The following is a 15,696-nucleotide window of genomic DNA, read 5'->3' on the forward strand; positions in this document are numbered from 1 at the left end:
CGGCGCGTTCTTAGCCGTTCAACTTTATGATCCAAATTTGTACATCGCTGAACAAGGCGCTTTCGCATTTCATAACCAGCTGGCTACATCTTTAGCAAAGTATGTAATAATTAAATCAGCGCCAGCTCTTTTCATACTTGTTAATGATTCGAGCACGATTGCTTTCTCATCAATCCAGCCATTTGCAGCTGCAGCTTTCACCATAGAATACTCCCCACTGACATTATAGGCAACAATCGGCAAGTTACATTCATTTTTTACATCGCGAATGATATCCATATAGGAAAGTGCCGGCTTTACAATAAGAAAATCGGCTCCTTCTGCGATATCCGACTCTGCTTCCCTTAATGCTTCCAAACGGTTAGCCGGGTCCATTTGATAGGTCTTTCGATCCCCAAACTGTGGCGCACTGTTGGCCGCCTCTCGGAATGGACCATAGAAGGCAGAAGAGTATTTCACAGCATAGGACATAATTGGAATTTCTTTAAAACCAGCCTCATCCAACCCCTGGCGTATAGAGCTTACAAAACCATCCATCATATTAGATGGAGCAATAATATCCGCGCCTGCTTGCGCTTGACTCACAGCAGTCTTGACTAAAAGCTCTAAGCTTTCATCATTAAGGACTTCCCCATCTTTTACTACTCCACAATGCCCATGGTCTGTATACTCACAAAGGCAAGTATCTGCAACAACAAGTAGTTCTGGATAATGCTTCTTCACTTCACGTGTTGCTTCTTGAACAATCCCATGATCATGGTAAGCCCCAGTCCCACATGCATCTTTTTCTACAGGAACACCAAATAGGATGACCGCTTTAATTCCAAGCTTAACAATCTCATCGAGCTCCTGCTTCATTAAGTCAAGTGAGATTTGATAGATCCCTGGCATAGAGGAAATTTCCTGTTTCTGCTGTTCTCCTTCGACAATAAACAAAGGATAGATAAAATCCTCTGATCTTAAATAGGTTTCACGAACTAGCGCTCTCATATTTGCAGAGCTTCGCAAACGTCGATGTCGATCAAAATTCATATTCATCTTTCCTTTCCTGTTCTTGATAATAATTGTATATCTCTTGAAATAAATCATCCATCGTAAACTTCTCGGGACAAATCTGCACGTGATATCCCTCATTTTCTATCACTTGTTTTGTTACTGTCCCAATGGTAGCGATAATCAATCGATCTATGTGCCGTTTGAACGGCTGTTTCACGATTTTCATAAAATGATTAAACGTTGAGGGACTAGTGAAAGTGGCAACATCCAAAGTATCTTCTTTTACTAATTTCAGTAATTGATCATTCTGCCCAGGAGGATAAAAAGTTTCATATACAATCCATTCATCCGCTAAAATCCCTCGACTCCAAAAGCCTTCCGCAATCGTTCGCTTTGCCATATTCCCTTTAGGAATAAGTACTTTTTGAGCTGAATATCCAGTTTGAAAGAACTCTTGAACGAAATCTTCTGCCGTAAATATATGTGGCATAAAGCATGAAGCAATATGATAGCGATCTAAAGCCTCTTTTGTCTTTTCACCAACAACAGCAAACTGAATCGATTGACTTAAGACGGAAACATCATCCACATGCTTTTTCAGCTGCTCGAAAAAATAATGAACACCATTTTTACTTGTAAAGATAACCCAGTCATATTCTCTCAGATGGTGAAGATAATAAGCTTGATTTGGATCTGTAAATCTTCGAAAGTCAATAAGAGGAAGCATATGAGGGATACCTCCAGCTGAAGCCACATCCAAAGAAAACTGCTCTCCTTGCTCTCCACCCCTAGTAATTAAAACATGTTGTCCTTTTAAGGGCTTGTGCCTATGATTCATTGGCTAAATCTTCCCTTACTTGGTCAATTAATTTCTTCGCTCCTTGTTCACTCAAAAGGGAAGCAGCTTGTTCTCCAACTAATTTCGGCTCCTCGCCTTTAAGTGTTTCTTTATAAATCTTTTTTCCATCTGGCGAAGCGACTAATGCCGTTAGTTGTACTTGATTTTTATCCACTAACTTCGCTAAACCAGCAATTGGTACTTGACAACTTCCTTCCATTTTATCGAGAAACGCTCTCTCTGCTTCCACTGTTTGCGCCGTTGTTTCACAAGTTAGTTCACTAAGAAGCCCGAGCAATTCTTCATCATTTTCCCGACACTCTATCCCTAATGCACCTTGTCCAATCGCAGGCAAACAGGTTTCCGGCTCAAGATATTCTGTAATAATATCTTCATCCCACTCCATCCGTTTTAATCCAGCTGCAGCCAAGATAATTGCATCATAATCCCCCGTTTTTAATTTCGATAAACGGGTTTCAATATTGCCTCTTATCCACTTAATTTCAAGATCAGGACGAATCGCCAAAATTTGCGCACTTCTCCTTAAACTACTAGTCCCAATAACCGCAGCTGTCGGCAAATCCTCTAATCGAATATGTTGATTGGAAATGAAGACATCCCTACAGTCTTCTCGTTCGGGAACACTACCAATGATCAACCCTTCCGGGAGAACGGCTGGTACATCCTTCATGCTATGAACAGCCATATCAATCTCTCCATCAAGAAGCGCTTGCTCAATTTCTTTGACGAACAGACCTTTCCCCCCCACCTTTGAAAGCGTGACATCTAAAATCCGGTCTCCCTTTGTCGTTATTTCCTTAATTTCAAATTCAAAAGGTCCTCCTATCTGCTCTAATTGTTCTCGCACCCAATTGGTTTGCTTTAGGGCGAGATTACTTTTTCTCGACCCAATGACAATTTTTCTCACCTATATTTCCTCCTTTAAAAATAACTTCATTTTTTAATGATACCAAATATGAAAAGTAGAGATACGGCTAGCTAAAAAGAAATTAATTAAAAGAATTAAAAAGGCTGCACAATTCCAAAGGGCTAAGCGTTTCCCACTGGTTTCTCTTTTTAATCGTAAAAACAGCCAAATTCCATAGATTATGATTACTAAAAAAGACCCAATAATCTTAGGATCATACCATTGAAGCACTGAAAGCTTTATTAATGCCCATTGTAAGCCAAGAATCAAGCTTAATAGTAGGATAGGCACAGCAATAACATTTAAAACATAGGACAGACGCTCTAATTTCTTTAAATCTCCTAAACGCCAAAGAGTTTTGAACCATTTTTTCTCTTTTAATAGTTTGTATTGCAATAAATATAGAAGTGAAAACACAAAAGATAATGTAAATGCCCCATATGAAAAAATAGCCATGGTTATATGAATAAATAATAACTCTGAAATAAGCTGATCAGCCATTGCAGGCATTTGCCCAGGTGCAAAAGCATGGATCGTCATGATCGTGAAGCCAACAGTATTTGTAAAAAAAATGGTAAAGTCGACTTTAGAAATTTTATGAATCGCTAAGGATAACGTAATCAATACCCATGAATAAAAATAAAGTCCCTCAAAAAGGGTAAGGATTGGAAACCTTCCTGTATAGAACATATAGAAAAACAAAAAAATTGTTTGTAATAACCAAACAATTGATAACAGATAGAAGGCAAGCTGACTTGCCTTCCGGTTGTGTCCAATAAAATCAATAAAATAAAATAAGATCGATAAAGCATAAAGGACAATAATAAGCTCAGGTAATCTAACCATAATGAGTGAATTCATCTTCATTCCCTCTTATGATTGAAAAAGAGGAGCTTTATGACTAGCTGCTTCTTTTGTGATTGGTTTGACCGTTGTTTCCTTTTTTGGTTGTTCCTTCCCCGTTTCCAATTGAAAGATTTGCTGAAACAGGGCGATTTTCTCTGCGGCTTGAGGCTCACTAGCCATTTCTTTAATTTGTGAAATAGGCTCTTTCAATAATTGATTAATGATACTTTTTGTATGTTTATTTAAAACTTTTCTTTCCCTTTCAGATAAATTAGGCAATTTTCGCTCAATGCTATTCATCGTTTCCGCCTGGATCGCAAGGGCTTTTTCTCGTAAAGATGTAATCACAGGCACAACCCCAAGCGTATGGAGCCACTCATTAAAATCATTAATTTCTTCATCAATCATGGCATCGATTTTTGCTGCCGCTAATTTACGTTCTTCTAGATTTGCTTCGACGATGCCTTCCAAATCATCGATATCATATAAAAATGCATCTTCCAGTTCCGAAATCTCCGGATCTAAATCACGGGGAACCGCGATATCTAGAAGAAATAGAGGTCTGCCCTGCCTCATTTTTTCCATTTCAACTAGTATATCTTTTTTAATGATATAGCCATTAGCACCAGTTGAACTAATCACAATGTCTGCTTCCATTACAGCACACTGAAGTTCATTTAATGACTTAGCTTGCCCTGCAAATTTTTGAGCAAGCTCCTGGGATTTTTCAAATGTACGATTAATAACCGTCACCTTTTTAGCGCCATTAGAATAAAGGTTTTTAATGGCTAATTCTCCCATTTTCCCGGCCCCAATCACCAAGACATGTTTATCCTGTAAATCACCAAAGATTTTCTTAGCTAATTCAACTGCAGCATAACTAACAGAAACTGCGTTAGCACCTATATCCGTTTCAGAATGGGCTTTTTTGGCAAGGGCTATTGCTTGTTTCATGAGCTGATTAAAGACAGTTCCTGTTGTTTTATTTTCTTGAGCATTTAAAAAGCTATTGCGAATTTGTCCTAATATTTGCGTCTCACCAATGACCATGGAGTTTAAACCACAGATGACCTTGAAAAGATGCTCTACCGCCAATTCTTTTTCATGAATGTATAGATAATCTCCAATCATTTCAAGATCCATATGAAACCAATTCGCTAAAAAAGACTTTATATAATATCGACCAGTATGAATCTGATCAACAACTGCATAGATTTCTGTACGATTACATGTAGAAACAATGACATTCTCAAGAATACTTTTTTGTTGCTTTAAGGATGCCATTGCTAAAGGCAGCTCAGATTCAGAAAACGCTAGACGCTCCCTAATTTCCACTGGAGCCGTTTTATGATTAAGCCCCACAACAATAATATGCATTTGATAAATGGCACCTCCAGTTTTAGTCCATATCTATATTATAACATGCTTAATTAGAAGAATTCTAAAAAGATGTGAACACATATTGAAACCTGTGCTATATTTAGAGTAATCATTTAAATGTATGTTCAATAAGGACGTTGAAAGTTCGAGATGGCCTTGCGCGTGTGTAGTGACTTCGACGTTCAACACAGGACGTGTCGGTACTTAGTCGAAGATCCGCTATCTCGCATTGTCTTTTTTACCGGAGGCCTGCAGGACGCAGGTCACAAAGGCGTTGCGACAGGATGTCGCGAATTTAGCCTTTGATCCTTTTGAACAATTTCTTTAAGGAAGTTGAGGAATTTTTATGAAAAAACCACCCTATCTTTTGTCAGGAATTATCCTATTTGGATTTGGTATTTATTTTCTTTCACAGTATTATCAGCTTTCCCTATTTGAGGGTTTTTACTCTTGGCCTACTCTCTTCGTGATTGTTGGGATCGCTTTTCTTGTAAATGGCTATGCAGGAAAAGATTACTCATTCATCTTTCCCGGAGTTTTATTAACTGGAATTGGGCTTCATTTTCATATTGTTCAACATTTAGCCGTAACGATTGATATTTCTGGCATCTTTTTGCTTCTAATTTCGATCGGTTTATTCCTTACCTATGTGAAGACGGGTAATGGTTTATTCCAGGGCATTCTGTTTCTCGGCATTTCTTTATTATTATTGTTCTTCGACAAATTAAAAGAAGGACTATTAAAAAATGGACATAGTATTGTATGGGTTGACCAAGCATGGCCTTATCTTTTCATTATTTTTGGTTTATATTTCTTATTTTTCCATAAAAGAAAATAACTTGGATAGAGGAGCATAATTAAAATACTAAGCTTCGAACAGTACACCACCTTAGCGAAGGAAGTATACGTATACTTCTACAGGAAGTGAGAATTCGGCAAGGCCTCGGAAGGCGAATCCTAAGGAGGCTTAACACTCGCTCACGGAAAGCGAAGTATATTTCCGGAGCGAGTTATATGCACATCGATAGTTCGTTTTTTCTTTAGTGAAACCACTATTATTCCCAGCACTTTATTTACTATTTTACAGCCATTTTTCTAATGTATGCCACGCTTTTTCTTTTCCCATTCCTGTTTCTGATGAGAAGAGGACAATGTCATCTTCTATCTGTAATTTTAATGTTTCTTTCACTATTTGTTTGTGTTTCTCCCATTTTCCTTTAGGGATTTTATCCGCCTTTGTAGCGATTACCGTACATGGAATGTCATAGTGTTTTAGAAAATCATACATTAAAACATCATCTTTCGTCGGTGGATGTCTTAAATCAATGATAAGCAAAACAGTACACAATTCCTCCCTTGATGTGAGATACGTCTCGATCATTTCTCCCCATGCTTCCCGCTCTTTTTTGGATACTTTTGCAAATCCATAGCCTGGGACATCAACAAAATAGAAGGTATCCTCAATTTTATAATAATTCAAGGTTTGGGTTTTTCCCGGTTTAGAAGATGTACGTGCAAGACTTTTTCGGTTAATCATTTTATTTATAAAGGACGATTTTCCCACATTGGATCTTCCCGCCAGCGCAAACTCAGGTAATCCTTCAGTTGGATACTGCGCTGGTTTAACGGCACTGATAATAAACTCTGCATTATTTACTTTCATTTTTTTTCCCCCGATAATGCAATTTTCAACACTTCATCTATATGGGAAACAGGAATAAACGTAAGATCCTGGCGGACACTCTCTGGAATATCCTCTATATCCTTTTCATTTTCCTTCGGCATAATTATCGTCGTGATCCCTGCTCGATGAGCGCCTAGCGATTTTTCTTTTAGTCCGCCAATCGGTAAAACTCTTCCCCGTAATGTGATCTCTCCTGTCATACCGATTTCCTTTTTCACAGGATTCTTTGTCAAAGCAGAGATAAGCGCCGTTGCAATGGTAATCCCCGCTGATGGGCCATCTTTAGGTACAGCTCCTTCAGGAACATGGATATGAATATCAGTTGTTTCATGAAAGTCTTTTTCAAGATTGAATTCGGTTGCTTTCGATCTGACATAACTAAAGGCAGCCTGAGCCGATTCCTTCATTACATCGCCCAATTTTCCCGTTAGGATTAACTTCCCTTTACCAGGAGATAGGGAAACTTCTATTTGTAAAGTATCCCCTCCTACTGAGGTATAGGCCAACCCGGTTGCTACGCCGATTTGATCCTCAAGCTCAGCTTGTCCATAACTGTATTTTTTCTTTCCAAGCAATTCCGTCAAATACTTCTCGGTTACAACTACTCTTTTCTTTTCACCAGAAGCAATTAATTTGGCCGCTTTTCTACAAATGGAAGCAAGCTGACGATCCAATTCACGAACTCCTGCTTCACGGGTATAATAACGTACTAACATTTTAATCGCATCATCTCTTATTTGGAGCTGGGCTTTGGTAAGACCATGATCTTCTATCTGTCTTGGCAATAGATGATCTTTGGCAATATGAATTTTTTCCAATTCCGTATATCCTGCTATAGAAATGATTTCCATTCTATCTCGAAGTGGACCTGGAACAGATGCTAAATCATTGGCTGTTGCCAAGAACATGACCTTAGATAGATTATAGGGCTCTTCAATATAATGATCACTAAAATTACTATTTTGAGCAGGATCCAATACTTCTAACATTGCAGAAGAAGGATCTCCACGAAAATCATTGGACATTTTATCAATCTCATCTAGCAAAAAAACTGGGTTAATCGCGCCCGCTTTTTTCATCCCTTGGATAATTCTCCCAGGCATTGCCCCCACATAAGTACGACGATGTCCACGAATTTCAGATTCGTCGCGTACACCTCCTAATGAGATGCGAACAAAATTTCTTCCCATTGATTCTGCAATCGAACGTGCTAAGCTTGTTTTACCTACTCCAGGCGGTCCGACAAGACATAGAATAGGACTCCGTAATGAATTTGTTAATTGTTGTACTGCAAGATATTCGAGCACTCGTTCCTTTACCTTCTCTAGTCCGTGGTGATCGCGTTCTAAGATTTTTTCAGCTTTATGAATGTTTAAATCATCTTTTGTAGCATTGGACCATGGTAATGCAATTAACCAGTCAATATAAGTGCGAATAACAGAACTTTCAGCAGAAGAAGTAGGGATTTTTTCATAACGATCTAACTCTTTTAATGCCATTTTTTCAACGTTTTCTGGCATTTGGGCTTCGCGGATTTTTTCCGACAAATCTGCTATCTCACCCGTTTTCCCCTCTTTATCCCCTAATTCTTTTTGGATAGCCTTCATCTGTTCACGTAAATAATATTCTTTTTGGGTACGATCAATGGATTGCTTGACCCTTTGACCAATTTTCTTTTCTAAATGTAAAACTTCTCTTTCATTGTGAATGATATCAATCACTTTTGCTAATCTTTCTTTTACGTCAATGATTTCCAAAATGCCTTGTTTATCTGGAATTTTCAAAGGCAAATGAGAGGCAATAATATCGGCCATCCGACCGGGTTCATCTATATCAGCTACTGTTGCAAAGGTTTCTGAAGAAACTTTTTTCGACAGCTTAATATATTGTTCGAAATACTCTAGCATGGTTCTTTTTAATGCTTGGATTTCAACATCTTGATTCGCAGTTTGTATATCATCATCATATCGTTCCAGATCTACAGCATAATAAAGACCTTGGTCTTTTATATTTTTTATTTTGGCACGACTCAATCCCTCTACCAGAACACGAATCGTTCCATTAGGCAATTTTAACATTTGCTTAACCTTAGTTAATGTACCTATCTCGAATAAATCCCCATCTTCTGGAGATTCAATTTCGATATCCTTTTGGGTTGTCAAAAAGATTAAATGATCATTTAGCATCGCCTGTTCTAAAGCTTGAACAGATCGCTCCCTTCCCACATCAAGATGCAGGACCATTGTTGGAAAAACAAGCATTCCTCGTAATGGCAATAGAGGCACTAATGGCTCTATTTTTTTTGTCATATTTACTACCCCCGTGCTATTTTTTAGACAATGTGGAATGCCTAAAAGGATAAATAACAAAAGATCTACGTCTTTATCCCTTGTGAAACTAGTACCGAATTATATTATTTTACTAGTCCGATTTTTACTGTTTCACTTATTCACATCGTCCATTTATTTCCTACAGAATCTAAGAAAAGAGAAAGCGCCTTTAAGGGCGCCATCCATTCTTTTATTTTCCTTATTCGTTCTGTGTCCATTTTAGCCTAAATGGTCATATGATGTCGAGAAACTGGCTCGCAGAAAGCGAGTCCATCAGCGTTGCGACGCACAGGATGTGCTAGTGCAGGCGAAGCGACAGGACGTCGCTGCTTGAACCTGTCGACAGGATGCCGCGCTTTTAGTCAATGTTCCACCTATCTTAGGTTACACACTCTTTTTATTTTGGGCTGAAAAATTAGGGAGGATTCGATCATGCCCAGCTTTTTTAATTAGAGCTACTTCTAGAGCTTCTTCTAGACGACTAATGGGCATAACTGTGACCTTTTCTATTTCTTTTAAATTGGATTGCATATTATCAGCAGGTATTAGGACTGTTTTAGCGCCGGCGAGTTTTGCCGCTTTCACTTTAGAATATACGCCGCCAACAGGCTTTATATCACCATGAATCCCTATTTCTCCAGTCATGGCGACTGTGTGTTCCACCGGTATTTTATAAATGGCTGAATAAATCCCTACCGCCATCGCGACACCAGCAGAAGGACCGTCGGCTGGGATTCCTCCTGGAAAATTGACATGAATATCATATTGCTGAACTGGAACGCCCATTGTTTTTAATACGGTTAATACATTCTCAATGGAGCCCTTTGCCATACTTTTTCTTTTGACGGTTTTTCCTTGACCGTTAATATTCTCTTCTTCAATGATACCGGTAATTTGTACTGAGCCTTTATCCGCTGGAAAGACTGTGACTTCAATATCTAATAGCATTCCACTGTTAGGTCCAGTTACTGCAAGACCGTTCACAACTCCTGTTTTCGATTGCGCTGGGATGGATTTTTCATGACGTGGGACAAGCTGACTTGAACGAATGACCCACTCCATATCTACATCTTGGATATACTCTCTATCCTCTATGATTGCTAAACCAGCAGAAGTTTGGATCATATTGACAGCTTCACGTCCATTTCTAGCATAAGAAGATAACAAGGAAAGACCTTTTTCATCAATCGTAAAATTGATTTTGTCTACCGCCTTGTTTGCAACAATTTCAATCTCGCCTTTCTCCAGTTCATGAAAAAACACTTCCATACATCTCGAACGAATGGCTGGTGGAATTTCGTTAGGCGTTCGTGTTGTAGCACCGATTAAACGAAAGTCTGCAGGAAGTCCACGCTTAAAAATATCATGGATATGAGTAGGTATTTGATTATTTTCCGAACTATAATAAGCACTTTCGAAATAGACTTTTCGATCTTCTAACACTTTTAATAGCTTATTCATTTGGATCGGATGAAGTTCACCAATTTCATCAATAAACAAAACTCCACCATGAGCATTAGAAACAGCACCTTGCTTGGGCTGTGGAATTCCAGCCTGCCCCATTGCACCAGCTCCCTGATAAATAGGGTCATGTACAGAGCCAATTAAGGGGTCTGCTATTCCTCTTTCATCAAATCTTGCCGTCGTAGCATCTAGCTCAACAAACACTGAATCCGCCTGAAAGGGAGATCGTCGATTTTTCTTTGCTTCTTCTAGAACAAGTCTTGCAGCAGCTGTTTTTCCTACACCTGGTGGTCCATAAATAATAACATGTTGAGGATTTGGTCCACATAATGCCGCCTTTAATGCTTTAATTCCATCTTCTTGCCCCACAATATCCGAAAACTTCGCTGGTCTTACTCTTTCTGCTAAAGGCTCTGTTAATTTTATCCCTCGCATTTTTCTAAGATGTTCCATTTCCTTTTTTGATTCTTTATCAATAGTAACCTTTTGAGATCTTTGGTTCATCAATAGATTTAGAAAGTACAATCCAATAATGATGCCAAAGAATAACTGAATCATAATAATAATCGCTGTCCAATTCATACATTACCCTCCCGAAGACACAATATAACGTCTATCTTTTATCTATTAGTATCTCCGCTTCAAAGAGGAATAAACCATGATTTTCTTATCATCTTACGGATTTTTACAAATTTTATCCAAAAAAAAACTAGGATTTTTTTGTTAAAAACCCTAGTTTTTTGCTATAGCATTTAAGCAGAGGTTTTTTCTGACCCCTTGATGACCGTTCCATCCTCAAGCACAAGCTTCGGTGGCTTATTATGAAGAACAGAATCTTTCGTAATGATACATTTTTTTATATCCTCACGAGATGGCAGGTCAAACATCACGTCTAACATCAGCATTTCAATGATAGATCTAAGACCACGAGCACCTGTTTTTCTTTCAATCGCCTTTTTCGCGATTTCATGAAGGGCATCATCCTCAAATTCAAGTTCAACTTCATCCATCCCCAACATTTTTGTATACTGTTTGACGAGGGCATTTTTCGGTTGAGTTAAAATTTCAATTAACGCTTCTTCATCCAATTGTTCTAAGTTTGCAATGACAGGTAAACGGCCAATAAATTCTGGAATTAAACCAAAACGAAGTAAATCTTCTGGAAGAATTTCGGATAAAAGTTCTTTCTTTTCTTCCTGACCTTTTACCTCAGCACCAAAGCCAATCACTTTTTGTCCAAGACGGCGCTTGATGATCTGCTCAACTCCATCGAAAGCTCCACCACAAATAAACAAAATGTTCGTCGTATCAATCTGAATAAATTCTTGGTGTGGATGCTTTCTTCCTCCCTGAGGAGGCACACTCGCTACAGTACCTTCTAATATTTTAAGTAAAGCTTGCTGTACACCTTCACCTGAAACATCTCTTGTGATGGAAGTGTTTTCTGATTTTCTAGCTACTTTATCGATCTCATCAATGTAGATAATCCCGCGCTCTGCTTTTTCTACATCATAATCAGCGGATTGAATTAATTTAAGTAGAATATTTTCCACATCTTCCCCAACATAACCCGCTTCTGTTAATGATGTCGCATCTGCAATTGCAAATGGTACGTTTAAAATTCTTGCTAAAGTCTGTGCAAGTAAGGTTTTACCGCTTCCAGTAGGACCTATTAAACAAATATTACTTTTCGCAAGTTCGACATCATCGATCTTGCTGTTGGCGTTAATACGTTTATAATGATTGTAAACAGCGACAGCTAAGGACTTTTTAGCTTGTTCTTGGCCAATTACGTATTCATCTAAAATTTCTCTAATTTCGCGTGGCTTAGGGATATCTTTAAATTCTACTTCTTCTTCCGTCCCTAGTTCTTCCTCCACAATTTCCGTACATAGCTCAATGCATTCATCACATATATATACACCAGGTCCAGCCACTAATTTCCTCACTTGTTCTTGTGTTTTACCACAAAAAGAACATTTCAACTGACCTTTTTCCTCGTTAAATTTAAACATGATTTCACCCCTATAATAAGCTATATCCTTTCCATTCAACCTCTAAATTAACAAGCCATAGCTATGTATTGCATTGTACCACATTCCATTAAGCAATAACCATTATTCAAACTCACGCCGAATCATGTTGGTCATCGATCAATATGTATTCTTTTGGCAAAACAAGGCACGAATCTTATCTGTGCCTTGTTTTGTGTTCTTATATCTTATGTGTATGTTTATGTTTTTTATGCATTTGTTTTGCTATTTTCAACTAGAACATCAATAGCTTTTTGTAATTTCAAATCTGCTTTCAGACTACTCATATTTGCACTCATGATCTTTTTAACTTCGTCCACTTCCATTTTGTACATTTCAGCCATTTTATCCATTTCTTTATCAACAGCTTCGTCATCCACTTCGAGATTTTCAGCTTTTGCAATGGCTTCTAATGTAAGAGACGTTTTCACACGCTTTTCAGCATCTTCTTTCATTTGGCTACGAAGATCCTCTTCGTTTTGCCCTGAGAATTGGAAATAAAGGTCAAGATTCATCCCTTGCATTTGCAAGCGTTGTTCAAACTCTTGCATCATTTGATCCATTTCATTATTAACCATTGCTTCAGGTACATCTATTTCAGCATTTTCTGCCGCCTTTTCAACTAAACCATTACGTAATTGTTGCTCAGCCGCGTTTTTCTTTTCTTCCGTCAATCTTTTCTTGATATTGGCTCTAAGTTCTTCCAATGTTTCTGCTTCTTCGTCAACGTCTTTAGCAAATTCATCATCAAGTGCAGGAAGTTCTTTTGCTTTGATTTCATGAAGCTTAACCTTAAATGTAGCTTCCTTACCTGCTAATTCTGCTGCATGGTACTCTTCAGGGAAAGTGACAACAACATCTTTCTCTTCTCCTGATTTTACCCCAATAAGTTGTTCTTCAAACCCAGGAATGAAAGATCCTGAACCAATCTCTAGGGAGTAGTTGTCGGATTGTCCACCTTCAAAAGGCTCTCCATCAACAAATCCTTCAAAATCGATGACAACTGTATCACCATCACTGACTGCACCATCTTCTTTGACAACAAGCTCTGCTTGACGCTCTTGAAGAGTTTTCACTTCTTCTTCTACATCATCATCAGATACAGATTCATCTAGTATTTCTGCTTCAAGACCTTTGTATTCACCTAGTTTTACTTCTGGCTTTACAGTAACGGTTGCAGTGAAGATTAATTCTTTTCCTTTTTCCATTTGTTCAATGTCGATCTCTGGACGATCTACTGGTTCAATTTCTACTTCTTCTACGGCCTTAGCATAAGACTCCGGAAGAATGAAATCAAGTGCATCTTGGAATAAACTTTCTACACCAAAACGTTTTTCAAACAAAGGACGTGGAACCTTTCCTTTACGGAATCCAGGTATATTGATATCCTTAGATACCTTTTTAAAAGCCTGGTCCAAACCTTCATTAACAGTTTTTACATCTACTTCTACTGTTAATACACCTTTATTACCTTCAAGCTTTTCCCATTTTGCTGTCATTTTAATACCTCCAACAATATATACTCAGTTGTTTTACTGCTTATTTGCGGTTACTTGCTTCACTATGTATGTGCCGCTATATTATACAATCCAGCATAACCATTACATTATAACATAGGATACATACGTTTCAACTATTGGGGTGAAACAATCGCCGAAGAAATTTCCTCCAATTTCACGATAAAGGCGAATATAGTCCCTAACTCCGCTTCTTGCACACTATGAAATTCCGCTAGTTTTTCAAGATTCCAATTTTCACCATACAGCTCATATCCAATTGCCCGGTATGCTGCTGTCCAGACCGATGGGTTAGTTGGCTCCCATTCAAATGGATAAAGACAAAGGGAATGGCGTTCTATCATATCAAGAATTTGTTCTAGTAAGACAGGATTATGATCTCTTAATTGACTTTCCATCTGTTTTTTCACAGGTTGGAAGAAGGGGAATTCCTCAGCGGAATGGATATTCATTGGATTCAACGTTTCTTTTTTTCCGAATTTTTCCACTAAAATGGATTGATCAATTTTATTCTCCTTAAAAAGTGAAAGGATAGCCGTTTTGATAAACGGATGAACATTTTCAGCAGAAAGCATTTCTATTAGTGAACCCATATATGGATGAATATTTTTATCTTTTAGCATACCCAACCCAATTAACTGATCTTGCGGGCTTTGCCCTTGGTGAAGAAAAGGAACATCCTCTTTTGGAGCATTCTCCACTACCTGGTTTGAAGCAGCCTTTTCACTCAATTTTAGTAATTGTAAAAAATGTTCCGCTTTTTCAGGAGGGATTTCATTCTCTTCAAATAACGGTTTTAGAGTCGTAACGACCTGTTCATAATCGTTTAATTGAATCAAAATCATGAAGTAAATATCAAGAACATCATAGAAACTCCCAACACCACTTTTCAAAAGTTCCTCAGCCATTCGCTGGGAGTCAGCATAATCTCCATTCTCATATAAAGCCGCAAGATAAGCTGCCGAAATATGCGGATCGGTTGGGTCCATTTGATATGCATGTTTAAGAAAATCAACTGCATCTTGAAAATGATGAGATTCCAAGCTAGATATCCCTTTTTCATAATAACGGTCCTTCAGTCCTGGAAAAGGAATGATAATGGCCGAATCACGATCGTTTTGGTCTTTTTTCATGATAGAACCGCCCATCATTTAGGTTAAAAATCAGTGTATCAAATCATTTCTAAGAAAACAAATAATAGATTGAATCTAAAAGCTGAAAATCACCAAAGATAGGTCCCACATCGAGCCATTACCAAGTCTGTTTCAAAGGGGTGAGAACTATACGGATGTATGATTTTCTATAGTTTAGTTGCGGCTAGCTCATTTTTTGCTTTTCACTATAAATTCCAATAATATATAAATCATTCCAATACATAAAACCACTAGCGTTGCATAAAAAAGCGATAATAAAGTCAAGTAATTTGTTTTTCACAAAGACGATATATAACTGAATGTTCAGTTATATATCGTCTTCGTGCGAGAAAAAAGGAGAATGGGAATGAAAGGTAGCCCTTCATCCATTTTTTAGAATTTTATATTAAATGAATCAATTTCATAAAAGAAAATGTAGTACTAGGATCCGAATAATGTTAATTTCCGCTCCAGTCGGACGCTTTCCGCGGGCTTGGCTTCAGTCTCCTCGCCGCTATCGCGCCTGCGGGGCCTTCCGCTCAAGCTA

Annotated in this window: 12 protein-coding genes; 1 reads left to right on the forward strand and 11 read right to left on the reverse strand. The window is 38.1% G+C overall.

The window, feature by feature from the left end:
- Nucleotides 1–69 precede the first annotated feature (69 nt).
- Genes hemB through hemA form a run of 5 tightly spaced genes read right to left on the reverse strand, consistent with a single transcriptional unit; the run spans nt 70 to nt 4,985 of the window.
- Nucleotides 70–1,038 carry a porphobilinogen synthase gene (gene hemB, locus IPU53_RS13875; RefSeq protein ID WP_207451613.1) on the reverse strand — a complete coding sequence of 323 codons (969 nt, stop codon included), beginning with the start codon at nt 1,036–1,038 and terminating at the stop codon, nt 70–72.
- A complete protein-coding gene (locus IPU53_RS13880; RefSeq protein ID WP_207451614.1) occupies nt 1,022–1,834 on the reverse strand; it encodes a uroporphyrinogen-III synthase in 813 nt (270 codons plus the stop codon). The genes hemB and IPU53_RS13880 overlap by 17 nt, the downstream gene beginning before the upstream one ends.
- On the reverse strand, nt 1,824–2,762 hold the full coding sequence (gene hemC, locus IPU53_RS13885) for a hydroxymethylbilane synthase (protein WP_207451615.1): 939 nt from the start codon (nt 2,760–2,762) through the stop codon (nt 1,824–1,826). The genes IPU53_RS13880 and hemC overlap by 11 nt, the downstream gene beginning before the upstream one ends.
- Nucleotides 2,763–2,795: 33 nt before the next feature.
- A complete protein-coding gene (locus IPU53_RS13890; RefSeq protein ID WP_207451616.1) occupies nt 2,796–3,623 on the reverse strand; it encodes a cytochrome c biogenesis protein in 828 nt (275 codons plus the stop codon).
- Between the two features lie 12 nt (nt 3,624–3,635).
- On the reverse strand, nt 3,636–4,985 hold the full coding sequence (gene hemA, locus IPU53_RS13895; RefSeq protein WP_207451617.1) for a glutamyl-tRNA reductase: 1,350 nt from the start codon (nt 4,983–4,985) through the stop codon (nt 3,636–3,638).
- A gap of 349 nt (nt 4,986–5,334) precedes the next feature.
- Between hemA and IPU53_RS13900 the strand changes: the two genes are divergently transcribed.
- Nucleotides 5,335–5,826: a LiaI-LiaF-like domain-containing protein gene (locus tag IPU53_RS13900; RefSeq protein ID WP_207451618.1), complete on the forward strand. Its 492-nt coding sequence runs from the start codon at nt 5,335–5,337 to the stop codon at nt 5,824–5,826.
- A 243-nt stretch (nt 5,827–6,069) separates the two neighbouring features.
- Here IPU53_RS13900 and yihA read toward each other — a convergent pair whose 3' ends face one another.
- The 6 genes from yihA to IPU53_RS13930 form a co-directional block, all read right to left on the reverse strand.
- Entirely contained in the window at nt 6,070–6,651 is a 582-nt protein-coding gene (gene yihA / locus IPU53_RS13905; protein ID WP_207451619.1) for a ribosome biogenesis GTP-binding protein YihA/YsxC, read from the reverse strand.
- Entirely contained in the window at nt 6,648–8,981 is a 2,334-nt protein-coding gene (lon, locus tag IPU53_RS13910) for an endopeptidase La (RefSeq protein ID WP_207451620.1), read from the reverse strand. Before lon ends, yihA begins: the two co-directional genes overlap by 4 nt.
- A gap of 405 nt (nt 8,982–9,386) precedes the next feature.
- Nucleotides 9,387–11,048, reverse strand: a complete 1,662-nt coding sequence (gene lonB / locus IPU53_RS13915; protein ID WP_207451621.1) for an ATP-dependent protease LonB — start codon at nt 11,046–11,048, stop codon at nt 9,387–9,389.
- A gap of 170 nt (nt 11,049–11,218) precedes the next feature.
- Entirely contained in the window at nt 11,219–12,481 is a 1,263-nt protein-coding gene (gene clpX / locus IPU53_RS13920; RefSeq protein WP_207451622.1) for an ATP-dependent protease ATP-binding subunit ClpX, read from the reverse strand.
- A 227-nt stretch (nt 12,482–12,708) separates the two neighbouring features.
- Entirely contained in the window at nt 12,709–13,998 is a 1,290-nt protein-coding gene (tig, locus tag IPU53_RS13925; RefSeq protein ID WP_207451623.1) for a trigger factor, read from the reverse strand.
- Nucleotides 13,999–14,132: 134 nt separating this feature from the next.
- A complete protein-coding gene (locus IPU53_RS13930; RefSeq protein ID WP_207451624.1) occupies nt 14,133–15,149 on the reverse strand; it encodes a tetratricopeptide repeat protein in 1,017 nt (338 codons plus the stop codon).
- Between the last annotated feature and the right edge of the window lie 547 nt (nt 15,150–15,696).

Origin of the sequence: Bacillus sp. SD088 (assembly GCF_017355205.1) — a bacterium.
In the GTDB taxonomy this organism is placed as follows: domain Bacteria; phylum Bacillota; class Bacilli; order Bacillales; family Bacillaceae_C; genus Lederbergia.

What these genes read in the sequence shown, in the direction of transcription:
- hemB (WP_207451613.1), bottom strand. Translation starts at nt 1,038, where the DNA reads ATGAATATGAATTTTGATCGACATCGACGTTTGCGAAGCTCTGCAAAT.
- IPU53_RS13880 (WP_207451614.1), bottom strand. Translation starts at nt 1,834, where the DNA reads ATGAATCATAGGCACAAGCCCTTAAAAGGACAACATGTTTTAATTACT.
- IPU53_RS13890 (WP_207451616.1), bottom strand. Translation starts at nt 3,623, where the DNA reads ATGAATTCACTCATTATGGTTAGATTACCTGAGCTTATTATTGTCCTT.
- hemA (WP_207451617.1), bottom strand. Translation starts at nt 4,985, where the DNA reads ATGCATATTATTGTTGTGGGGCTTAATCATAAAACGGCTCCAGTGGAA.
- IPU53_RS13900 (WP_207451618.1), top strand. Translation starts at nt 5,335, where the DNA reads ATGAAAAAACCACCCTATCTTTTGTCAGGAATTATCCTATTTGGATTT.
- yihA (WP_207451619.1), bottom strand. Translation starts at nt 6,651, where the DNA reads ATGAAAGTAAATAATGCAGAGTTTATTATCAGTGCCGTTAAACCAGCG.
- lon (WP_207451620.1), bottom strand. Translation starts at nt 8,981, where the DNA reads ATGACAAAAAAAATAGAGCCATTAGTGCCTCTATTGCCATTACGAGGA.
- lonB (WP_207451621.1), bottom strand. Translation starts at nt 11,048, where the DNA reads ATGAATTGGACAGCGATTATTATTATGATTCAGTTATTCTTTGGCATC.
- clpX (WP_207451622.1), bottom strand. Translation starts at nt 12,481, where the DNA reads ATGTTTAAATTTAACGAGGAAAAAGGTCAGTTGAAATGTTCTTTTTGT.
- tig (WP_207451623.1), bottom strand. Translation starts at nt 13,998, where the DNA reads ATGACAGCAAAATGGGAAAAGCTTGAAGGTAATAAAGGTGTATTAACA.
- IPU53_RS13930 (WP_207451624.1), bottom strand. Translation starts at nt 15,149, where the DNA reads ATGAAAAAAGACCAAAACGATCGTGATTCGGCCATTATCATTCCTTTT.